Origin of the sequence: uncultured Eudoraea sp. (assembly GCF_947490415.1) — a bacterium.
Lineage (GTDB): Bacteria > Bacteroidota > Bacteroidia > Flavobacteriales > Flavobacteriaceae > Eudoraea.
Window position 1 is genome coordinate 341132 of sequence record NZ_CANLGX010000001.1, and the last position, 15052, is coordinate 356183.

The following is a 15052-nucleotide window of genomic DNA, read 5'->3' on the forward strand; positions in this document are numbered from 1 at the left end:
ATATAAAGGGTATATTTTCTATTAATTATTATTTTATGTGTTATTGTGTATATTTTGGGGGGGGGTGTAATATGGTATATATTATAATATTCAAATATTTCGCTTATAACAGATTATATCAATTGCTCAAAAATCCGCGTTTTCATGAACCAATCATGGATCAGGAATACGGCTCTTTTAACACAAAATCTTGTTGGATAAGAATTAGCCTACGATATTCACTATTTTGCCCGGTACCACAATCACCTTTTTTGGGATTCGACCCTGAAGTTGAGCCTTAGTTTTTTCGTGGGACATAACGGCCGTCTCTATTTCTTCTTTCCCCATATCCAAAGGAAGTTCGATGGTGAAACGCATTTTCCCATTAAAGGAAATTGGATAGTACTTGCTATTTTCAATGAGGTAGTCTGCCTCAAATTTCGGAAATGGCTCCGTTGAAACAGATGCTGTATGCCCCAACTTTTCCCAAAGTTCTTCAGAAATATGGGGCGCATAGGGGGAGATTAAAATTGCAAGTGGTTCCAGTATATCCCTGCTGGTACACTTTTGTGTGGAAAGTTCATTTACACAAATCATAAAGGTTGCTACTGAAGTATTGAATGAGAAATGTTCAATATCCTCTTCCACTTTTTTTATGGTTTTATGAAGTGATTTTAGTGATTCTTTGGATGGTGGCTGCTCTGTAACCTGAAAACCACCTTCGGGACCGGTATGATAAAGCCGCCATAATTTTTTTAGAAAAGCATATACTCCTGAGATACCGGCTGTATTCCATGGTTTTGCCTGTTCCAGTGGCCCCAGAAACATTTCATACATCCGTAAGGCATCTGCCCCATATTCCTCACATATTTCATCCGGGTTGACCACATTGTATTTAGATTTGGACATTTTTTCAACCTCACGCCCCACAATGTATTTACCATTTTCTAAAATGAAGTCAGCATTTTTAAACTCTGGCCTCCATTTTTTAAAGGCTTCAATATCCAATTCATCTGAAGAATTAACCAAAGAGACATCGGCATGCAATGGACTTACATTTATATCATTTATTAATCCTTTGGATATCAATTTATTCGTTCCTTCTTCTCTATACACAAAGGCACTTGTGCCCAGAATCATCCCCTGGTTAAGTAATTTTTTGGCGTATTCCTGATGAGGAACCATTTCTTTGTCGAACATAAATTTCTGCCAAAAACGGGAGTACAATAAATGTCCGGTGGCGTGTTCAACACCTCCGATATAAAGATCTACCTGCTGCCAGTAGTTAATAGCATCTTGAGAGAAGATTTCCTTATTGTTTTCCGGATCCATATACCGGTTAAAATATTGCGAACTACCTGCCCATCCAGGCATTGTATTAAGCTCTAAAGGGAAAACTTTCACATTATCAATTAAACTATTGCTTACCACCTTAGATTTCTGTTTATCCCATGCCCACTCTGTCGCATTCCCCAATGGTGGTTCTCCTGTTTCTGTAGGCAAATACTTTTCTACCTCCGGCAGCATCAAAGGAAGGCAGTCTTCATCGATCATTTTAGGCATTCCATCAACATAAAATACCGGAAAAGGTTCACCCCAATAGCGCTGGCGGCTAAAAACGGCATCTCTAAGCCGATAGTTCACTTTACCTTTCCCCTGACCAATATTTTCCAATTCAGAGATTACTTTTTTAGTGGCTTGTTTATAATTTAATCCATTTAAAAACTCAGAATTGGCAATTATAGTCAATTCTTTATCTGCAAATGCTTCTTGGGATATATCTATTCCTTCAAAAATATTAGGAATATGGATCTTAAAATGCTTTGCGAAATCATAATCGCGTTGGTCCCCACTTGGGACAGACATTACTGCTCCGGTGCCGTAACCGGCTAAAACATAATCCCCAATCCAAATGGGTATTGATTCCCTGGTAAAAGGATGTTCAGCAAATGCGCCTGTGAAAACACCGGTAATAGTTTTTACATCTGCTAACCTATCTCGTTCTGATCGTTTGGAAGTGCTTTTAACGTAAGCCTCAACTTCCACTTTTTGTTCTTCTGTGGTTATTTTTGATACCAATTCATGCTCTGGAGCAAGAGTCATAAAACTAACTCCGAAAATTGTATCAGGTCGGGTAGTGAACACCTCAATAGGATGAGAGATATTACTATCCCCTGAAGGTATTGTGTTAAAAGTAACTGAAGCACCTACAGACCTGCCAATCCAATTTGCCTGGGCGTCTTTTAAAGACTGAGGCCAATCTACTTTTTGTAAATCATCGAGGAGGCGCTGTGCGTAAGCCGTAATACGCATGCTCCATTGGGTCATTTTTTTGCGTACCACAGGATGTCCTCCGCGTTCAGATACGCCATTAACAATCTCATCATTTGCAAGTACAGTTCCAAGAGCAGGACACCAATTAACCTCTGTATCTGCTAAATAGGTCAATCTGTACTTTAATAATATTTCTTCCTGTTTTTTTGAATTCAGCATATTCCATTCCGCGGCAGTAAATAATGGGGTATCTTCATCACAGGATGCATTGATATTGGTATTTCCTTCTTTTTTGAAAATTTCTATAAGTTGTTCTATCTCTTCAGCTTTATCCTTGCTTTTATTGTACCAGGAATTGAAAAGTTGAATAAATATCCATTGTGTCCATTTGTAATATTTTGGGTCAGAAGTGCGAACTTCCCTGTTCCAGTCAAAGGAAAACCCTAGTTTATCCAGTTGTTCTCTGTATCTGGCTATATTGGTCTCGGTAGTAATAGATGGGTGTTGTCCGGTTTGTATGGCGTATTGTTCTGCCGGTAGCCCAAAGGAATCATAGCCCATAGGATGTAAAACATTGAATCCTTTATGTCTTTTATAACGGGAATAAATATCACTGGCAATATAACCTAAAGGATGTCCAACATGAAGACCGGCCCCTGATGGGTATGGAAACATATCCAGAACATAATACTTTTCCTTATCCGAGCCATTAATTGCCTTAAATGTGTTATTGTGCGCCCAATATCTTTGCCATTTGGCCTCAATCTCCCTAAAATTATAGCTCATAATTTTTGTTTATAACCGATACCGCGCAAAAATAAGTTTATTCAATTTACTTTCCTATTTTTACGTATTCATATCCCACTATGAGCAAATCTTTTGAACGCTATCAAAAACGCAAATTGATCTCTTCCTACTTTTCAGTGGTGTTGAGTATTGGTCTCGTGCTTTTTTTATTAGGTGTTTTAGGCCTTTTAGTGCTAAACACCAAAAAATTAGCAGATCATTTTAAAGAACAAATCAAAATATCTGTTTTCTTAAAGGATAATGCCAAGGAAGTTGAAGTTGATCAGTTGCAGAAAAGCCTGGTAATGTCAGATTATACCAAATCTGCCGTCTATGTCTCCAAAGAAGAAGCGGCTGAGGTGCACAGTGCGGAAATTGGTGAAAACTTCCTTGAGTTTTTGGGTTATAATCCTCTTAAAAATTCAATTGATGTGGCTTTAAAAGCAGATTTTGTTTCTACAGAACAAGTAGAGGAAATTGCAACTGAACTTGCCAAAAAGGACTATGTTGAAGAAGTAAGTTATGATAAGCCTCTAATTGCGCTGCTTACAGATAATGTAAAAAGGATTTCCTTCTGGATATTAGTCGCTAGTGCTGTTTTTACACTAATCGCTGTTTTATTAATTAATAGTTCTATCCGCTTATCCATATATTCTAAACGCTTTATTATAAAAACAATGCAAATGGTGGGTGCCACAAAAAGGTTTATCAGAAGGCCTTTTATTTGGACAAATATTAAATTAGGAATGCTTGGTTCATTAATAGCACTAATAGCGTTGGGAACTGTTCTTTATTATGTTGATATGAATTTTCCAGAATTAAATCTTTTACAGGACTTTACGATATTGAGTATCCTTTTTGTAGGTGTTTTTGTTTTAGGCGTACTTATTTCATTAATAAGTACTTATTTTGCAACCCAACGCTTTCTTAATCTCAGAACAGATGATTTATATTATTAAATTTGCAGCATGAGTCAAAAGCAAAAAAATAAACAAAATCAGGCCCCAAAGCCTGAATTTATCTTCCAGAGAAGAAACTACCTCTTTATGTTTATAGGGCTTGCCTGTATGGCCCTTGGTTTTATATTAATGAGCGGAGGAGGAAGTGATGACCCTAATGTATTTAATCCGGATATATATAACTTCAGAAGAATTCGATTGGCGCCAACTTTAGTCCTAATAGGTTTAGGGATCGAGATATATGCCATTTTATTAAATCCACATAAGAAGAAAAACGATTAATTGGAAATCATAGACGCAATTATCCTTGGCATAGTCCAGGGATTAACAGAATTTTTACCTGTTTCATCCAGTGGTCATCTGGAATTAGGAAAGGCAATTTTAGGCGATAACTCTATCCCCCAGGAAAGCTTGCTGTTTACTGTAGTGCTTCATTTTGCCACCGCCCTAAGTACAATTGTGGTCTTTAGGCAAGACGTATGGGAAATTATCAGAGGTTTATTTCAATTTAAGTGGAATGAGGAAACGCGTTTTTCTTTAAAGATTGTCATATCTATGATCCCTGCTTCAATTGTGGGACTGATTTTTGAAGAACAGCTAGAAGGTTTTTTTGGTGGCAATGTAGCATTTGTAGGCTACATGCTTCTTATTACAGCACTACTCCTATACCTTGCAGATAAGGCCCGAGAAACTCAGAAAAAAGTAACCTATTTAAATGCTTTTGTCATAGGTGTATCTCAGGCAATTGCAATACTACCGGGTATTTCCAGGAGTGGGGCTACGATATCCACTTCTGTATTGTTGGGTGTAGATAAGACTAAAGCTGCCCGATTTTCATTTTTAATGGTTGTACCCCTTATAATAGGTAAAATGGCCAAAGATATTATTGGTGGGGAACTCCAATATCAAAGTGAGCAAACCATTGCTATGGGAGCAGGTTTTATAGCTGCTTTCATAGCAGGTTTAGTCGCATGTACCTGGATGATTCAGCTCGTAAAAAAAAGTAAGTTGAGTTACTTTGCTATTTACTGTTTTATTGTTGGATGTATTGCCATAGGTTTTGGTCTTTTGGGTTAAATCCTTAATTTTTAAATTTTTACTTAAATTATTGTCTTGAAAACCAAGGAAGATTTTTTGGAGGGCCAACTTATTCTAATTGACAAGCCTTTAAATTGGTCTTCTTTTCAGGCCGTTAATGCCGTCAAATGGGCAATTAGAAAAAGATTCCAGTTAAAAAAAATTAAAGTAGGTCATGCCGGGACTTTAGACCCCCTAGCCAGCGGGCTTTTATTAATATGTGCCGGGAAATTTACGAAGCGGATTCATGAATTTCAAGGTATGCCAAAAGAGTATGAGGGCACCATAACATTAGGCAGCTCAACCCCTTCTTACGACCTGGAGACCGAAGTGGATAATGTATATACAACAGATCATATCACTCATGAATTAATTCATAAGACAAAAGCTTTGTTTCTTGGTAAGATCGCTCAAAAACCTCCTGTTTTTTCGGCTTTGAAAAAAGATGGAAAGCGTATGTATGAATATGCAAGAGAAGGTAAGGAATTGGAGATAAAAGCCCGGTTTGTTGAAGTTTTGGAATTTGAGATTTTGGAAATAAATCTGCCCGTATTACGATTCAGGATACGATGCAGCAAAGGCACATATATAAGATCTATCGCTCATGATTTTGGTAAAGCATTGAATTCCGGGGGCCACTTATCATCCCTTAGAAGAACCAAAATAGGGGACTATAACGTAAATAATGCGGTAGCACCGGCAAATTTTAAAGAAATGATGAATGTTTAACAACTTTAAAATGAGGTGTTGAGTGAAATATATTATTAAAAATTTGGTTATAGAAATATGGACCTGAATCGAAGTCAGCTTTCTCTTATAATAACTTTCTTCTCTCTATCGATAGTGATATTGTTACTTTTTAATATTCACTTGGGATCTGAGGAACAGGAAGAGTATATAATTGAATTGAGCTTGGCGGACGAGGAGCTTGAAAAAATAATTGAAGAGTTGGAAAGGCAGGAGGAAATGGCCAAAGCAGATCCCATAAAAAGTCATATGGCTTTTAACGAAACCGCCAAATCTAGCTTGGAAGAACCGGAACCTCTAAAAACACTTGAAGAACTATTAGAGGAAAAGGAAGCTTCGATGAATGAAGATGATTTTAAAGAATTTTTGAATTCAGACTCAGGATATGCAGCCAGCCTTAAGGATCTCGTAGAAAAAAGAGAAGAAAAAAAACAACAACTAGAGGAAGTAGAGGCTAATAAACAAGAATTCACAAATAAGCTTGAAAAAAGAAAAACTTCCATTTCATATTCGTTAGTTGATCGTTCTAATTATTTACTTCCACCTCCAATTTATACCTGTATTGAGGGTGGTAGAGTTGTAGTGAATATTGAAGTAGATGCTTCGGGCAATGTTATTGATGCTAATTTTAATGCAAAAAGCTCTAATACATCTAATGGCTGCCTTGTTGATAACGCTATTTCCTATGCCTTAAAGGCAAAATTTAGTTCAGCATCGAGAGCTACTCAAAAAGGAACAATAACCTACCTATTTCAAAGTAAGTAAACCCAAGAGATCGTCGAGGATATTTTCCCCTTTATCTTTATTATACCAAAGCTGCAAATCTTGCTTAAATTCGGGTGTAAGTTCCCAGTTTTCTTCTTTATAAACTTCAACCATTTTAGTTGCCTTAGTAGGTCTTGGCCCCCAGGAATTCATAACTTCCATACGCTGTTCATCAACCATTAACAGTTTGGGAATAGACAAGGTTCCATTTGTTCGAAAAAGATTCATGAGCTCCGGGTTTTCATCTCGCAAGGCTACTTTAAAAGTTATTTTAGCTGATGATTCTGCTATCTTATTTATTACTGGCATTGCAGGGGCAGCGTCACCACACCAACTTTCGGTTAAAACGAGCCATAAAACTGGTTTTTTCCATTTTTCAATTCTCTTATTTGCAGTGTCCGACAATTTTAGTGTTTTATCCCATCGTCTTATCCTCTGGTTATTTAACAGAGTATAATTGATCAGAGACTCTTTCTGTTCAACGCCTGTAGTCCTTTTGAGTGCAGTCAATTCATCCAGGAGATTTCGATAATCTTTATAGGTATATGCACGGGACAATGCAGATTCAACTAGTTTTTCTTGCAGTATTAGATCTTCGGTATTTTTCATTTCCTCATAGTCGTGTAAAATCAAAAAACCAAACAGTATTTTGTTTCAAATTGGTTTTTTTGGCAATCCCTCCCATCGCATCGTTAATACTATTGAATACACCAAGGCATTAAGAGTAGTTAAGGCATGCTCTACTTATAAGGAGTTTTTGAAATATGTCTGCTACAGGTTTTCCGGATTTATGGCAAGGCTCCTGAAAAGCTTCGCCTTTTCAGTTAAGTATTTATTCTGTACTTCATTCTGTTTAAGTTCAGAATCTATTAGTTTACTTTCCCTGCTAATTATCAAAAACAAGGAACTTTCTCCAAAATCGAATTTTCTTTCTTCTGCTGCCAATAGCTTATTATAGTCACCAACAATATCCTCTATAAGTGAATTCTGTATCTGATAAGAATCCAAAGCATTATAGATTGCCAAAACTTTATTTTGAATTTCGATTTCAGCATTGTCCAATTCAAATTGAGTATCGTTTAGTTTAAACTTTGCTAATTTTAAATCCCCTCTTTCTTTTCTCAAAAACAATGGGAATAGGAAGTTAACACCTCCTTTATATTGTTGTGAATCATAAGAATTCAGAGTTCCCGGGGTTTCTGTAAGGAAGTTATACTCGATATCAATTCTCGGTAGTAGTTTGTTGGCTTTTAATCTCTTATCTACTTCCAGGCCAGCCAATTTAAACCCTAAAGACTTAATCTTAGGGTGATTTTCCAATGAAAAACTATCCAAAGGTTTTCCCATGATTTCCAGAGTGATATCCACCTCCCTATTTATATCGATATTTGGAATGACATTTGGCTGCAACTCTATTGGAATATTATTCTCCATCCATAAAAAATTCGAAAGTTCCAAGGTCTTATTGGTAAGCTCAACCATAGCTTGTTCGAAACGAAGTTGCCTGTCCTGAAATGCAATTTTGGCTTCCACAACATCTATTGATGCGATATCACCTGCTTCTGCACTACGCTTAATTCCTTCCAATCTGGAACTGGCATTATCAACAAAATTCTCATAAACCGTTTTGTTTCTGTATGCCTGCAGCCAATCAAAATATGCTACTGACGCTTTAAAAAGAATCTCATTAACTAATAAATCTCTATCTGCTAAGGTCTGTTCTTTAAAATATTTGGCCCGTTTTAAGGTTGCCATTCTTTCATTGATCCATATTCCTTGAAGCACAGACACAGAGATTCCCGCACTATACAATCCGCCCTCTGGCAATGATTCATCTGGATTTATAAACTCTCCTTCATCCTGCTGAAAGTTACCTTTTAATTCTATCCCATACCAAGTGGGCACTTTGAAGGTAGCATTAAAACGGTCATAATACTCAACACCCTTAAACTGTTTTCTTTCGTAATCTACTTCAATTTTTGGATCAAATCCTCCTCTTGAGCGCATTAGATTTGCTTGCCCAATACCGATTTGTAATTCAGCCTGACGAGCTATGGGATGATACTTTTTTACATACCCTAAAAACTCGTAAAAGCTTAAAACGAGGGTATCGTTCCCCTGAGCGTTTAATGAAAGTGAAACGAAAAGAATAAGTAAAAACCAATGCTTTTTCATATTACTTTTTCTCAGATTTAGACATATCCCCATTCGGCTGATAGTAATTAGGAGGGAAACCATTTAGCTGTCGCCACAATTCAAACCAAATCGGCACGTCATCTAAAAGAGCTATAGTATAGGCTCCAGAACCAACTCTTAAATCCTTTGGCCATTCATGGTCATTAGGATCAGGTGCTAATAGTATTCTATATTTTCCATTGTCACTAATAAAAGTTTCAATGGCTACCACCTTTCCTCCATAAGTGCCATAAGAGACATTTGGCCACCCGCTAAATACAATTGCCGGCCAACCATCAAATTGTATTCTAACCTCCTCACCCAGATGCATTAAGGGCAGGTCTATAGGTCTTACAAAAGTCTCGACGGCCATGTCGTAATCGGCCGGCATAATACCAACTAATTGTTCTCCTTCCTTAAAGGTCTCTCCAACTCCCGCTTTAATCGCCTTATTTATAAAGCCGTTTTGAGGAGCCTTTATAAAGTACATATCGTTTCGAATAGAGTAATTAGTAAACTCGTTTTCCAGTTTAGTTACCTGAGCCTCAGAATCAAACTGATTAGACTGTGCAGTGAACATATCACTCTGCGCCTTTGATATTTTATCGGTGTATTCTGCCTGTACTCTATTTATTTCCACTTCGGCATTGATAACTTGATTTATGGCAGAGAGAAGTTTGTTTTCCTGTGAGATAAGTTTGGCCTGGGTTTCTTGTAACTTTAACTTCTTTTCTTCTACATCTGTCACCGCCTTTAAGCCCTCATTTTCAAGCTGAAGTACTCGATTGTATTGTCTTTGTGCAATGGTAATATTTGTCTTAGCCGCTTCGAGGTCGATACTATCACTTTCTACTTTAAGGTTGGCTTGAATGAGTTTGTTTTTAGCCTGAAGTAATTTTAATTCCCTTTCTCTGCTCAAAGCCGCTATTTGATTATTAAGCGCTTTAACCTTGCCTTCGTAAGATGTAACAGCACTTGATTTGGCCCTAATTTGCTGCCCAGTTCTTTCTACTAAATTAGGATCAAAATACTCATTCTTTATCTCTGATATAAAAAGAATTGTATCCCCTTTTTCTACATAATCCCCTTCCTGCACATACCACTTTTCAATTCTACCTGGAATTGGTGATTGTATGGTCTGAGGTCTTTGGCCTGGACTTAAGGTGGTTAAATAACCGCTTCCTGATACGTTCTGTGTCCAGGGTAAAAAAAGTACAATAAAACCAATACCGGCAAATATCAATAAAAACCGATTGAAGTGTTTATAATATTTTGTATGAAAAACTTTCTGGGAAGAGCTATAAACACTCAGATCTACTTTCCGATTTAGTTTATTAGGTGAAATGTTTAGCATGTCTTCTAACTTTGGTTTTTTATTTTACCATTTTCCATGGTGATAATGGTGCTACATTTTTGTTCCCATAGTGGATTTTGACTTACTACCAGGAGTGCCCATGGGTTTGATCTATCCGATAAGAAATCCATTATTTCCTTCGTTTCTTTAGGGTTAAAATGGTCTAATGGATCTTTTAAAATCAACATCCTTGGCTTTTTAACTATACTACGTGCCAAAACAATTTTCTTAGAAACTACATAGGGGATTTGCTGGCCTTCGGGATAAAGCATTGTATGAAGTCCTTTAGCTTGGTTCTTTACAAATTCCACTAATCCGGTTTTTTCTAAAACCCAATAAACCTGATCTTCTGTAATAGAAGAGTCTCCGAAAGTTATGTTCTCTAAAATACTACCCTCGAAAGGAGATTCCTCTGAGAGAGATTTTCCAATATGCGAACGATAATAATTTAAATTGATCATTTTCAAGGAAACATTGTTTACATAGATATTTCCTTTATCCGGTTCGACAATTCCGGCAATCAAGCGAAGTAGCGTAGACTTACCAGACCCGGAATTGCCATGTAGTAATATTCTGCAGCCCGGAGTAATAGTAAGAGAGACCGAGTCAATGATCTGCTTTTCGCGTCCAGGCACATTGTAACTAACTTCATCTAATTCTACAGTGAAAGCTTCATCTTTCTTAAAAGGCATTTCCCCATCTTGAGGCTCTAATTCCTTATCTACTACTTGCCCCAATTTTTCCAGGGACGTTAGCAAGTCATAAAATGTCTCTAATCCTAATATTAATTTCTCAACGGAGCTAATCACTAACAATATTATGATTTCGGCAGCAACAAACTGACCAATATTCATTTCCTGATTAAGGACAAGAATCCCTCCTATAAGCAATAGGCCAAGAGTAACCAGAACTTTAAAACCAATCATCTGAATAAACTGAATCACCAATATTTTAAAGTGACTCTCCCTCGCACTAAGATAGTCAGACACTAGTAAGTCTGTTTTGTTCATGGCCAAATTGGTTTTGCCAGACAACTTAAAACTAACAATTGAGCGCGCTACTTCCTGTATCCAATGTGCAACTTTATATTTATTTTTTGATTCATCTAAACTGGTCTCCATCCCGCGTTGTGCGGTAAATTTGAAAACTATATATATTAGTAGTAATAGAAGAATTCCATAGACTATAAAAAATGGATGATAAAATGACAGCAATAACAACCCAAGAATAATTTGCAATAAAGCTGCCGGGAAATCAATTAAAATCTTTGACAGTCCTTTCTGGACATTTAAGGTATCAAAAAAGCGATTAGCCAACTCCGGAGGGTAGAAATTAAGTAGTTGATTCATCTTTATTTTTGGGAAGCGGTAAGCAAACTCAAATGCAGATCTTGTAAATATTTTTTGCTGCACATTTTCAATAATCCGTATCTGCATTAATTGCAGGACACCAACAAAAGCGACACCTAATGTTACAAGAATTACCAGAATTATCCAGGAAGTACTTACCTGGGCACCCTGAATCAGGTTTATAATGGCCTGTATTCCTAATGGAAGAGATAAATTGACGACCCCAGCAAATATAGCATAGTAAAATACCTGAAGGATATCTCTCTTGTCAAGCTTTAATAGTCCTAATAAACGCTGCCAAGCACTAAGGATGTTTTTAGCCATTATTTTTAATATTTAGGGTGTTAAAGGCGATGTGTTTGAAATATTCTGTAGGAGTAACATTGACATCACAGCTTGTTAAAGAAGAAAAATGATCCATCAAAAAATACTGATGCAGTGCACCTTCAATAAGTGTGCTGGCCAGACTTTCAGGATAGGGGTAATCTGTGTTTACTTCTTTTATCATTTGACTCAGTCTATTGACAAGTCTTTTGTAAATTACGAAATAACCTTCCTTGTTTTCCATATCCACTTCTTTGGTAAGGTAAGACTTAGAATATTCATTAATTACAATTTTATTTAATAATACTTCATCAATATGGGTAAAGGCCAAATCTATTTCTGTTGCCTGTGTCATAATTTCAATGGCTTTTTCCAATTTAGCGTTGGCATCAGGAATATTGTTTGTTGCAAAAACCAAACGATATTCAAGCCAACCCCAATACCAGGAAGCCAGATAAAGCAATAATTTATGCTTATTTTCAAAATAGCGATAAATGGAACTTTCATTGGATCCGATCTTTTGACCCAATTTTTTAAAAGTGAAATTCTCGAAACCAATGTCATTAATCATGATAATACTTTCTTCAACAATTCGCTTCCCCAGATTGGAAGATTCAGGGTCCTTTACATATAATTTATCATTAATGGTAATTCGAACAGACTGCAGTAAATTTTTCATCAGCTTGAAATTAAATATTTGTCAAATATAAAAGTATTACTATCAATATATAATAGTTTAACTGTTTTTTAACAATTGTAATACTTGCATTTATAACATTATTTTAATATCTTTATGTAATTTAAAATGAGACTGAATCATGAGAAATATTACGATCTGTATCCTTTTTGTGCTCTCAGTATTCTTAATACAGGCACAGGAAAAACAACAATTCAACATCCAAAAAGGGGTTGTTTTAACTATTGAAGGCCCTTCTGCATTCGATTATCAGCACGTTCATTTTCCCAGAAGGAATTTTATTATAAAACGGGGAGGTATAGCTGATATGAAGACTGTATTAGGTAAAAAAGTTGAAATAATCGACTACACTTATACTTCTGATGGTAGCACGGAGGTTACTTTAAAACCGGTGGATGGCAAGAAATTTTTTAGAAAGTTCGCGACCGTTAAAGCGGATCTGGAAGATGCATTATCCACGGGCGAATTAAGTGAATAAGAATTTACTTGCAGACACGAGCCACTCTGACTATATTTAAAACTTAGAGCAGCCAGGTTTATTTCGTCGACACCAGCTTTAAAAAATATTCCACTATATTTAGAACTCAAGAATTAGCGGAATGGAAAAACAACGCTGTGGTTGGTGTCTGGGGAATGATCTTTATATGGCCTACCATGATAACGAATGGGGAGTCCCCGTAAGGGACGACAAAACGCTTTTTGAATTTTTAACCCTTGAAACATTCCAGGCAGGGCTCAGTTGGTTGACTATTTTAAAAAAACGAGATAATTTCCGAAAAGCTTTTGATGGTTTTGACTATTTAAAGATTTCAAGGTATACAGAAAAAAAGATTGAAGCTTTATTGCAGAATGAAGGAATTATACGGAATAAACTTAAAGTTCGTGCAGCGGTAGGCAACGCCCAAGCTTTTATGAAGGTACAGCAGGAATTCGGAAGTTTCAGTTCATACATTTGGGACTTTGTTGATGGCCAACCCATAAAAAATAAAATTGAGAACCACAAAGAAGGCCCTGCAAATACAGCTTTATCTGACGCCATTAGCAAAGACCTTAAAAAAAGAGGCTTCAAATTCGTGGGCAGTACAGTGGTATATGCCCATATGCAAGCTACCGGAATGGTAAATGATCATGAAGTAAATTGTTTTAGATATGATGAGGTGTAGGAGTTTACCAGTTTTAGTATTGGTCTTATTTCAGTTCTCAATGGTTAATTCTCAGGTAAAGGTTGAGCGGGAACACCGTATTAAAAAAAATCAATTCCCTGAGACAGCTCATGAATTCATCCAAGAGAAACTGAAGGAAGCTAAAAAGATTCGTTTTTATAAGGAAACAGATACTACAAAAATTAGTTATGAAACCAAGTTTAAAAAGGATAAATTGTACTACAGTATTGAATTTGATGAATCGGGCAAGCTGGAAGATATTGAAATTTCAATTAAGGAAGTAGATGTCCCTGAGGTTTCATGGTCAAAGATCACAAAGTTCTTGAATGAAAAGTTTACTAAGTTTAAAATTAGAAAGATTCAACAACAATATCCCATTACCTCTGATGAAACTGCCGAAACTACCTTAAATAATGCATTCCAAAATCTTTTGATTCCTTCCTTAAATTATGAATTAATGGTAAGGGGTAAAATACAGGATGTGCATTCGGACTTTGAAATCTTATTTGGCGCAGAGGGAGACTTTATAAAAATGAAAGAATCTCTTCCGGCCAACTATGATCATGTCCTTTATTAATCAGGAATAAACGATTTCTACCTGGTCTCATGAGGTTAGACAAATACAACCTATGCTATATTTCTTCTTGCTGTCATTCCGTTGACTAAAGAAATCATATATCATTCTTGATCCACTCTAAACAGATTCCTCTTTCTTACAACACTAAATACTGTTCTGCAATAGTTTAAGGAATTCCTTCCTTGGTATTTCTTCAGCCCCTAAGCTCTCCAAATGCTTGGTATAAAGCTGACAATCAATTAATTTATAGTTTTTTTCCTCCAGGTCCCTGGCCAATTGGATAAAGGCAAATTTGGATGCATTTGTTGCCTTAGAGAACATACTTTCACCACAAAATACGTGTCCCAGATCAATTCCATACAGCCCACCCACTAGTTCCTTATCTTCCCAAACCTCATATGATCTTGCAAAACCAAGTTCATGTAAACGTAAATAGGCTTCTTTCATGCTATTGGTAATCCAGGTTCCTTCCTGTCCCTTTCTCGTTATTTCGGCACAGGCTTCCATTACTTCTTTAAAGCATCTATTCCTGGTTAAAGTGAATCGAGTACCCGACATAATTTGTCGCATACTTTTAGAAATCTTGATTTTTTGAGGGAATAAAACCATTCTGGGATCAGGGCTCCACCATAAGATCAAAGAATCTTTATTAAACCAGGGAAATATCCCTGATCTATAGGCCAGCAATAATCTTTCTGGAGATAAATCCCCACCAACCGCCAGTAAACCCTCCGCATTTGCATTATCCGCTGGAGGGAACTCCAATAGATCTGTTAAAAAGTAAATATCCGTATCCTTGTTTTTCAAGTTTAACAGTTCTTAGAAT

The 15052-nt window shown here is 36.5% G+C and carries 15 protein-coding genes; 8 read left to right on the plus strand and 7 right to left on the minus strand.

Annotated elements, in window-relative coordinates; translation table 11 throughout:
- Positions 1–204: 204 nt before the first annotated feature.
- Positions 205–3039 carry a leucine--tRNA ligase gene (gene leuS / locus Q0874_RS01455; RefSeq protein WP_299158435.1) on the minus strand — a complete coding sequence of 945 codons (2835 nt, stop codon included), beginning with the start codon at positions 3037–3039 and terminating at the stop codon, positions 205–207.
- 80 nt (positions 3040–3119) lie between these two features.
- Here leuS and Q0874_RS01460 point away from each other — a divergent pair, with 80 nt between their 5' ends.
- The 5 genes from Q0874_RS01460 to Q0874_RS01480 are packed head-to-tail and all read left to right on the plus strand — an operon-like array spanning position 3120 to position 6587.
- Complete coding sequence (locus tag Q0874_RS01460) at positions 3120–3998, plus strand: ABC transporter permease (RefSeq protein WP_299158438.1); 879 nt, start codon at positions 3120–3122, stop codon at positions 3996–3998.
- A 9-nt stretch (positions 3999–4007) separates the two neighbouring features.
- Positions 4008–4280, plus strand: a complete 273-nt coding sequence (locus Q0874_RS01465) for a DUF3098 domain-containing protein (RefSeq protein WP_299158440.1) — start codon at positions 4008–4010, stop codon at positions 4278–4280.
- The gene (locus tag Q0874_RS01470; protein WP_299158442.1) at positions 4281–5075 is read left to right on the plus strand and encodes an undecaprenyl-diphosphate phosphatase; all 795 of its coding nucleotides are present in this window, start codon (positions 4281–4283) and stop codon (positions 5073–5075) included. It begins immediately after the preceding gene.
- 36 nt (positions 5076–5111) lie between these two features.
- Positions 5112–5804, plus strand: a complete 693-nt coding sequence (truB, locus tag Q0874_RS01475; protein ID WP_299158444.1) for a tRNA pseudouridine(55) synthase TruB — start codon at positions 5112–5114, stop codon at positions 5802–5804.
- A 57-nt stretch (positions 5805–5861) separates the two neighbouring features.
- Positions 5862–6587 (plus strand): energy transducer TonB, encoded by a 726-nt coding sequence (locus Q0874_RS01480; RefSeq protein WP_299158447.1) that lies wholly within the window; start codon positions 5862–5864, stop codon positions 6585–6587.
- Here Q0874_RS01480 and Q0874_RS01485 read toward each other — a convergent pair.
- The 5 genes from Q0874_RS01485 to Q0874_RS01505 form a co-directional block, all read right to left on the minus strand.
- On the minus strand, positions 6570–7220 hold the full coding sequence (locus tag Q0874_RS01485) for a thioredoxin family protein (RefSeq protein WP_299158450.1): 651 nt from the start codon (positions 7218–7220) through the stop codon (positions 6570–6572). The genes Q0874_RS01480 and Q0874_RS01485 overlap by 18 nt on opposite strands.
- Positions 7221–7358: 138 nt before the next feature.
- On the minus strand, positions 7359–8762 hold the full coding sequence (locus Q0874_RS01490; RefSeq protein WP_299158454.1) for a TolC family protein: 1404 nt from the start codon (positions 8760–8762) through the stop codon (positions 7359–7361).
- 1 nt (position 8763) lies between these two features.
- Entirely contained in the window at positions 8764–10116 is a 1353-nt protein-coding gene (locus Q0874_RS01495; protein WP_299158456.1) for an HlyD family secretion protein, read from the minus strand.
- Between the two features lie 5 nt (positions 10117–10121).
- Positions 10122–11789 carry a peptidase domain-containing ABC transporter gene (locus Q0874_RS01500; protein ID WP_299158459.1) on the minus strand — a complete coding sequence of 556 codons (1668 nt, stop codon included), beginning with the start codon at positions 11787–11789 and terminating at the stop codon, positions 10122–10124.
- Entirely contained in the window at positions 11782–12468 is a 687-nt protein-coding gene (locus Q0874_RS01505; protein ID WP_299158462.1) for a TetR/AcrR family transcriptional regulator, read from the minus strand. The genes Q0874_RS01500 and Q0874_RS01505 overlap by 8 nt, the downstream gene beginning before the upstream one ends.
- A 139-nt stretch (positions 12469–12607) precedes the next feature.
- Here Q0874_RS01505 and Q0874_RS01510 point away from each other — a divergent pair, with 139 nt between their 5' ends.
- From Q0874_RS01510 to Q0874_RS01520, 3 genes are all read left to right on the plus strand, one after another.
- The gene (locus Q0874_RS01510) at positions 12608–12964 is read left to right on the plus strand and encodes a hypothetical protein (RefSeq protein ID WP_299158465.1); all 357 of its coding nucleotides are present in this window, start codon (positions 12608–12610) and stop codon (positions 12962–12964) included.
- A gap of 121 nt (positions 12965–13085) precedes the next feature.
- Positions 13086–13649 (plus strand): DNA-3-methyladenine glycosylase I, encoded by a 564-nt coding sequence (locus tag Q0874_RS01515; RefSeq protein ID WP_299158468.1) that lies wholly within the window; start codon positions 13086–13088, stop codon positions 13647–13649.
- Entirely contained in the window at positions 13636–14226 is a 591-nt protein-coding gene (locus tag Q0874_RS01520) for a hypothetical protein (protein WP_299158471.1), read from the plus strand. The genes Q0874_RS01515 and Q0874_RS01520 overlap by 14 nt, the downstream gene beginning before the upstream one ends.
- Positions 14227–14370: 144 nt before the next feature.
- On the opposite strand, the gene aat is transcribed toward Q0874_RS01520, so the two are convergent.
- Positions 14371–15033 carry a leucyl/phenylalanyl-tRNA--protein transferase gene (gene aat, locus Q0874_RS01525; RefSeq protein ID WP_299158473.1) on the minus strand — a complete coding sequence of 221 codons (663 nt, stop codon included), beginning with the start codon at positions 15031–15033 and terminating at the stop codon, positions 14371–14373.
- Positions 15034–15052 lie beyond the last annotated feature (19 nt).

Bases quoted from the DNA above. Each gene is read 5' to 3' on its own strand.
- leuS (WP_299158435.1), bottom strand. From the start codon at position 3,039: ATGAGCTATAATTTTAGGGAGATTGAGGCCAAATGGCAAAGATATTGG.
- Q0874_RS01460 (WP_299158438.1), top strand. From the start codon at position 3,120: ATGAGCAAATCTTTTGAACGCTATCAAAAACGCAAATTGATCTCTTCC.
- Q0874_RS01465 (WP_299158440.1), top strand. From the start codon at position 4,008: ATGAGTCAAAAGCAAAAAAATAAACAAAATCAGGCCCCAAAGCCTGAA.
- Q0874_RS01480 (WP_299158447.1), top strand. From the start codon at position 5,862: ATGGACCTGAATCGAAGTCAGCTTTCTCTTATAATAACTTTCTTCTCT.
- Q0874_RS01490 (WP_299158454.1), bottom strand. From the start codon at position 8,762: ATGAAAAAGCATTGGTTTTTACTTATTCTTTTCGTTTCACTTTCATTA.
- Q0874_RS01495 (WP_299158456.1), bottom strand. From the start codon at position 10,116: ATGCTAAACATTTCACCTAATAAACTAAATCGGAAAGTAGATCTGAGT.
- Q0874_RS01500 (WP_299158459.1), bottom strand. From the start codon at position 11,789: ATGGCTAAAAACATCCTTAGTGCTTGGCAGCGTTTATTAGGACTATTA.
- Q0874_RS01505 (WP_299158462.1), bottom strand. From the start codon at position 12,468: ATGAAAAATTTACTGCAGTCTGTTCGAATTACCATTAATGATAAATTA.
- Q0874_RS01510 (WP_299158465.1), top strand. From the start codon at position 12,608: ATGAGAAATATTACGATCTGTATCCTTTTTGTGCTCTCAGTATTCTTA.
- Q0874_RS01515 (WP_299158468.1), top strand. From the start codon at position 13,086: ATGGAAAAACAACGCTGTGGTTGGTGTCTGGGGAATGATCTTTATATG.
- Q0874_RS01520 (WP_299158471.1), top strand. From the start codon at position 13,636: ATGATGAGGTGTAGGAGTTTACCAGTTTTAGTATTGGTCTTATTTCAG.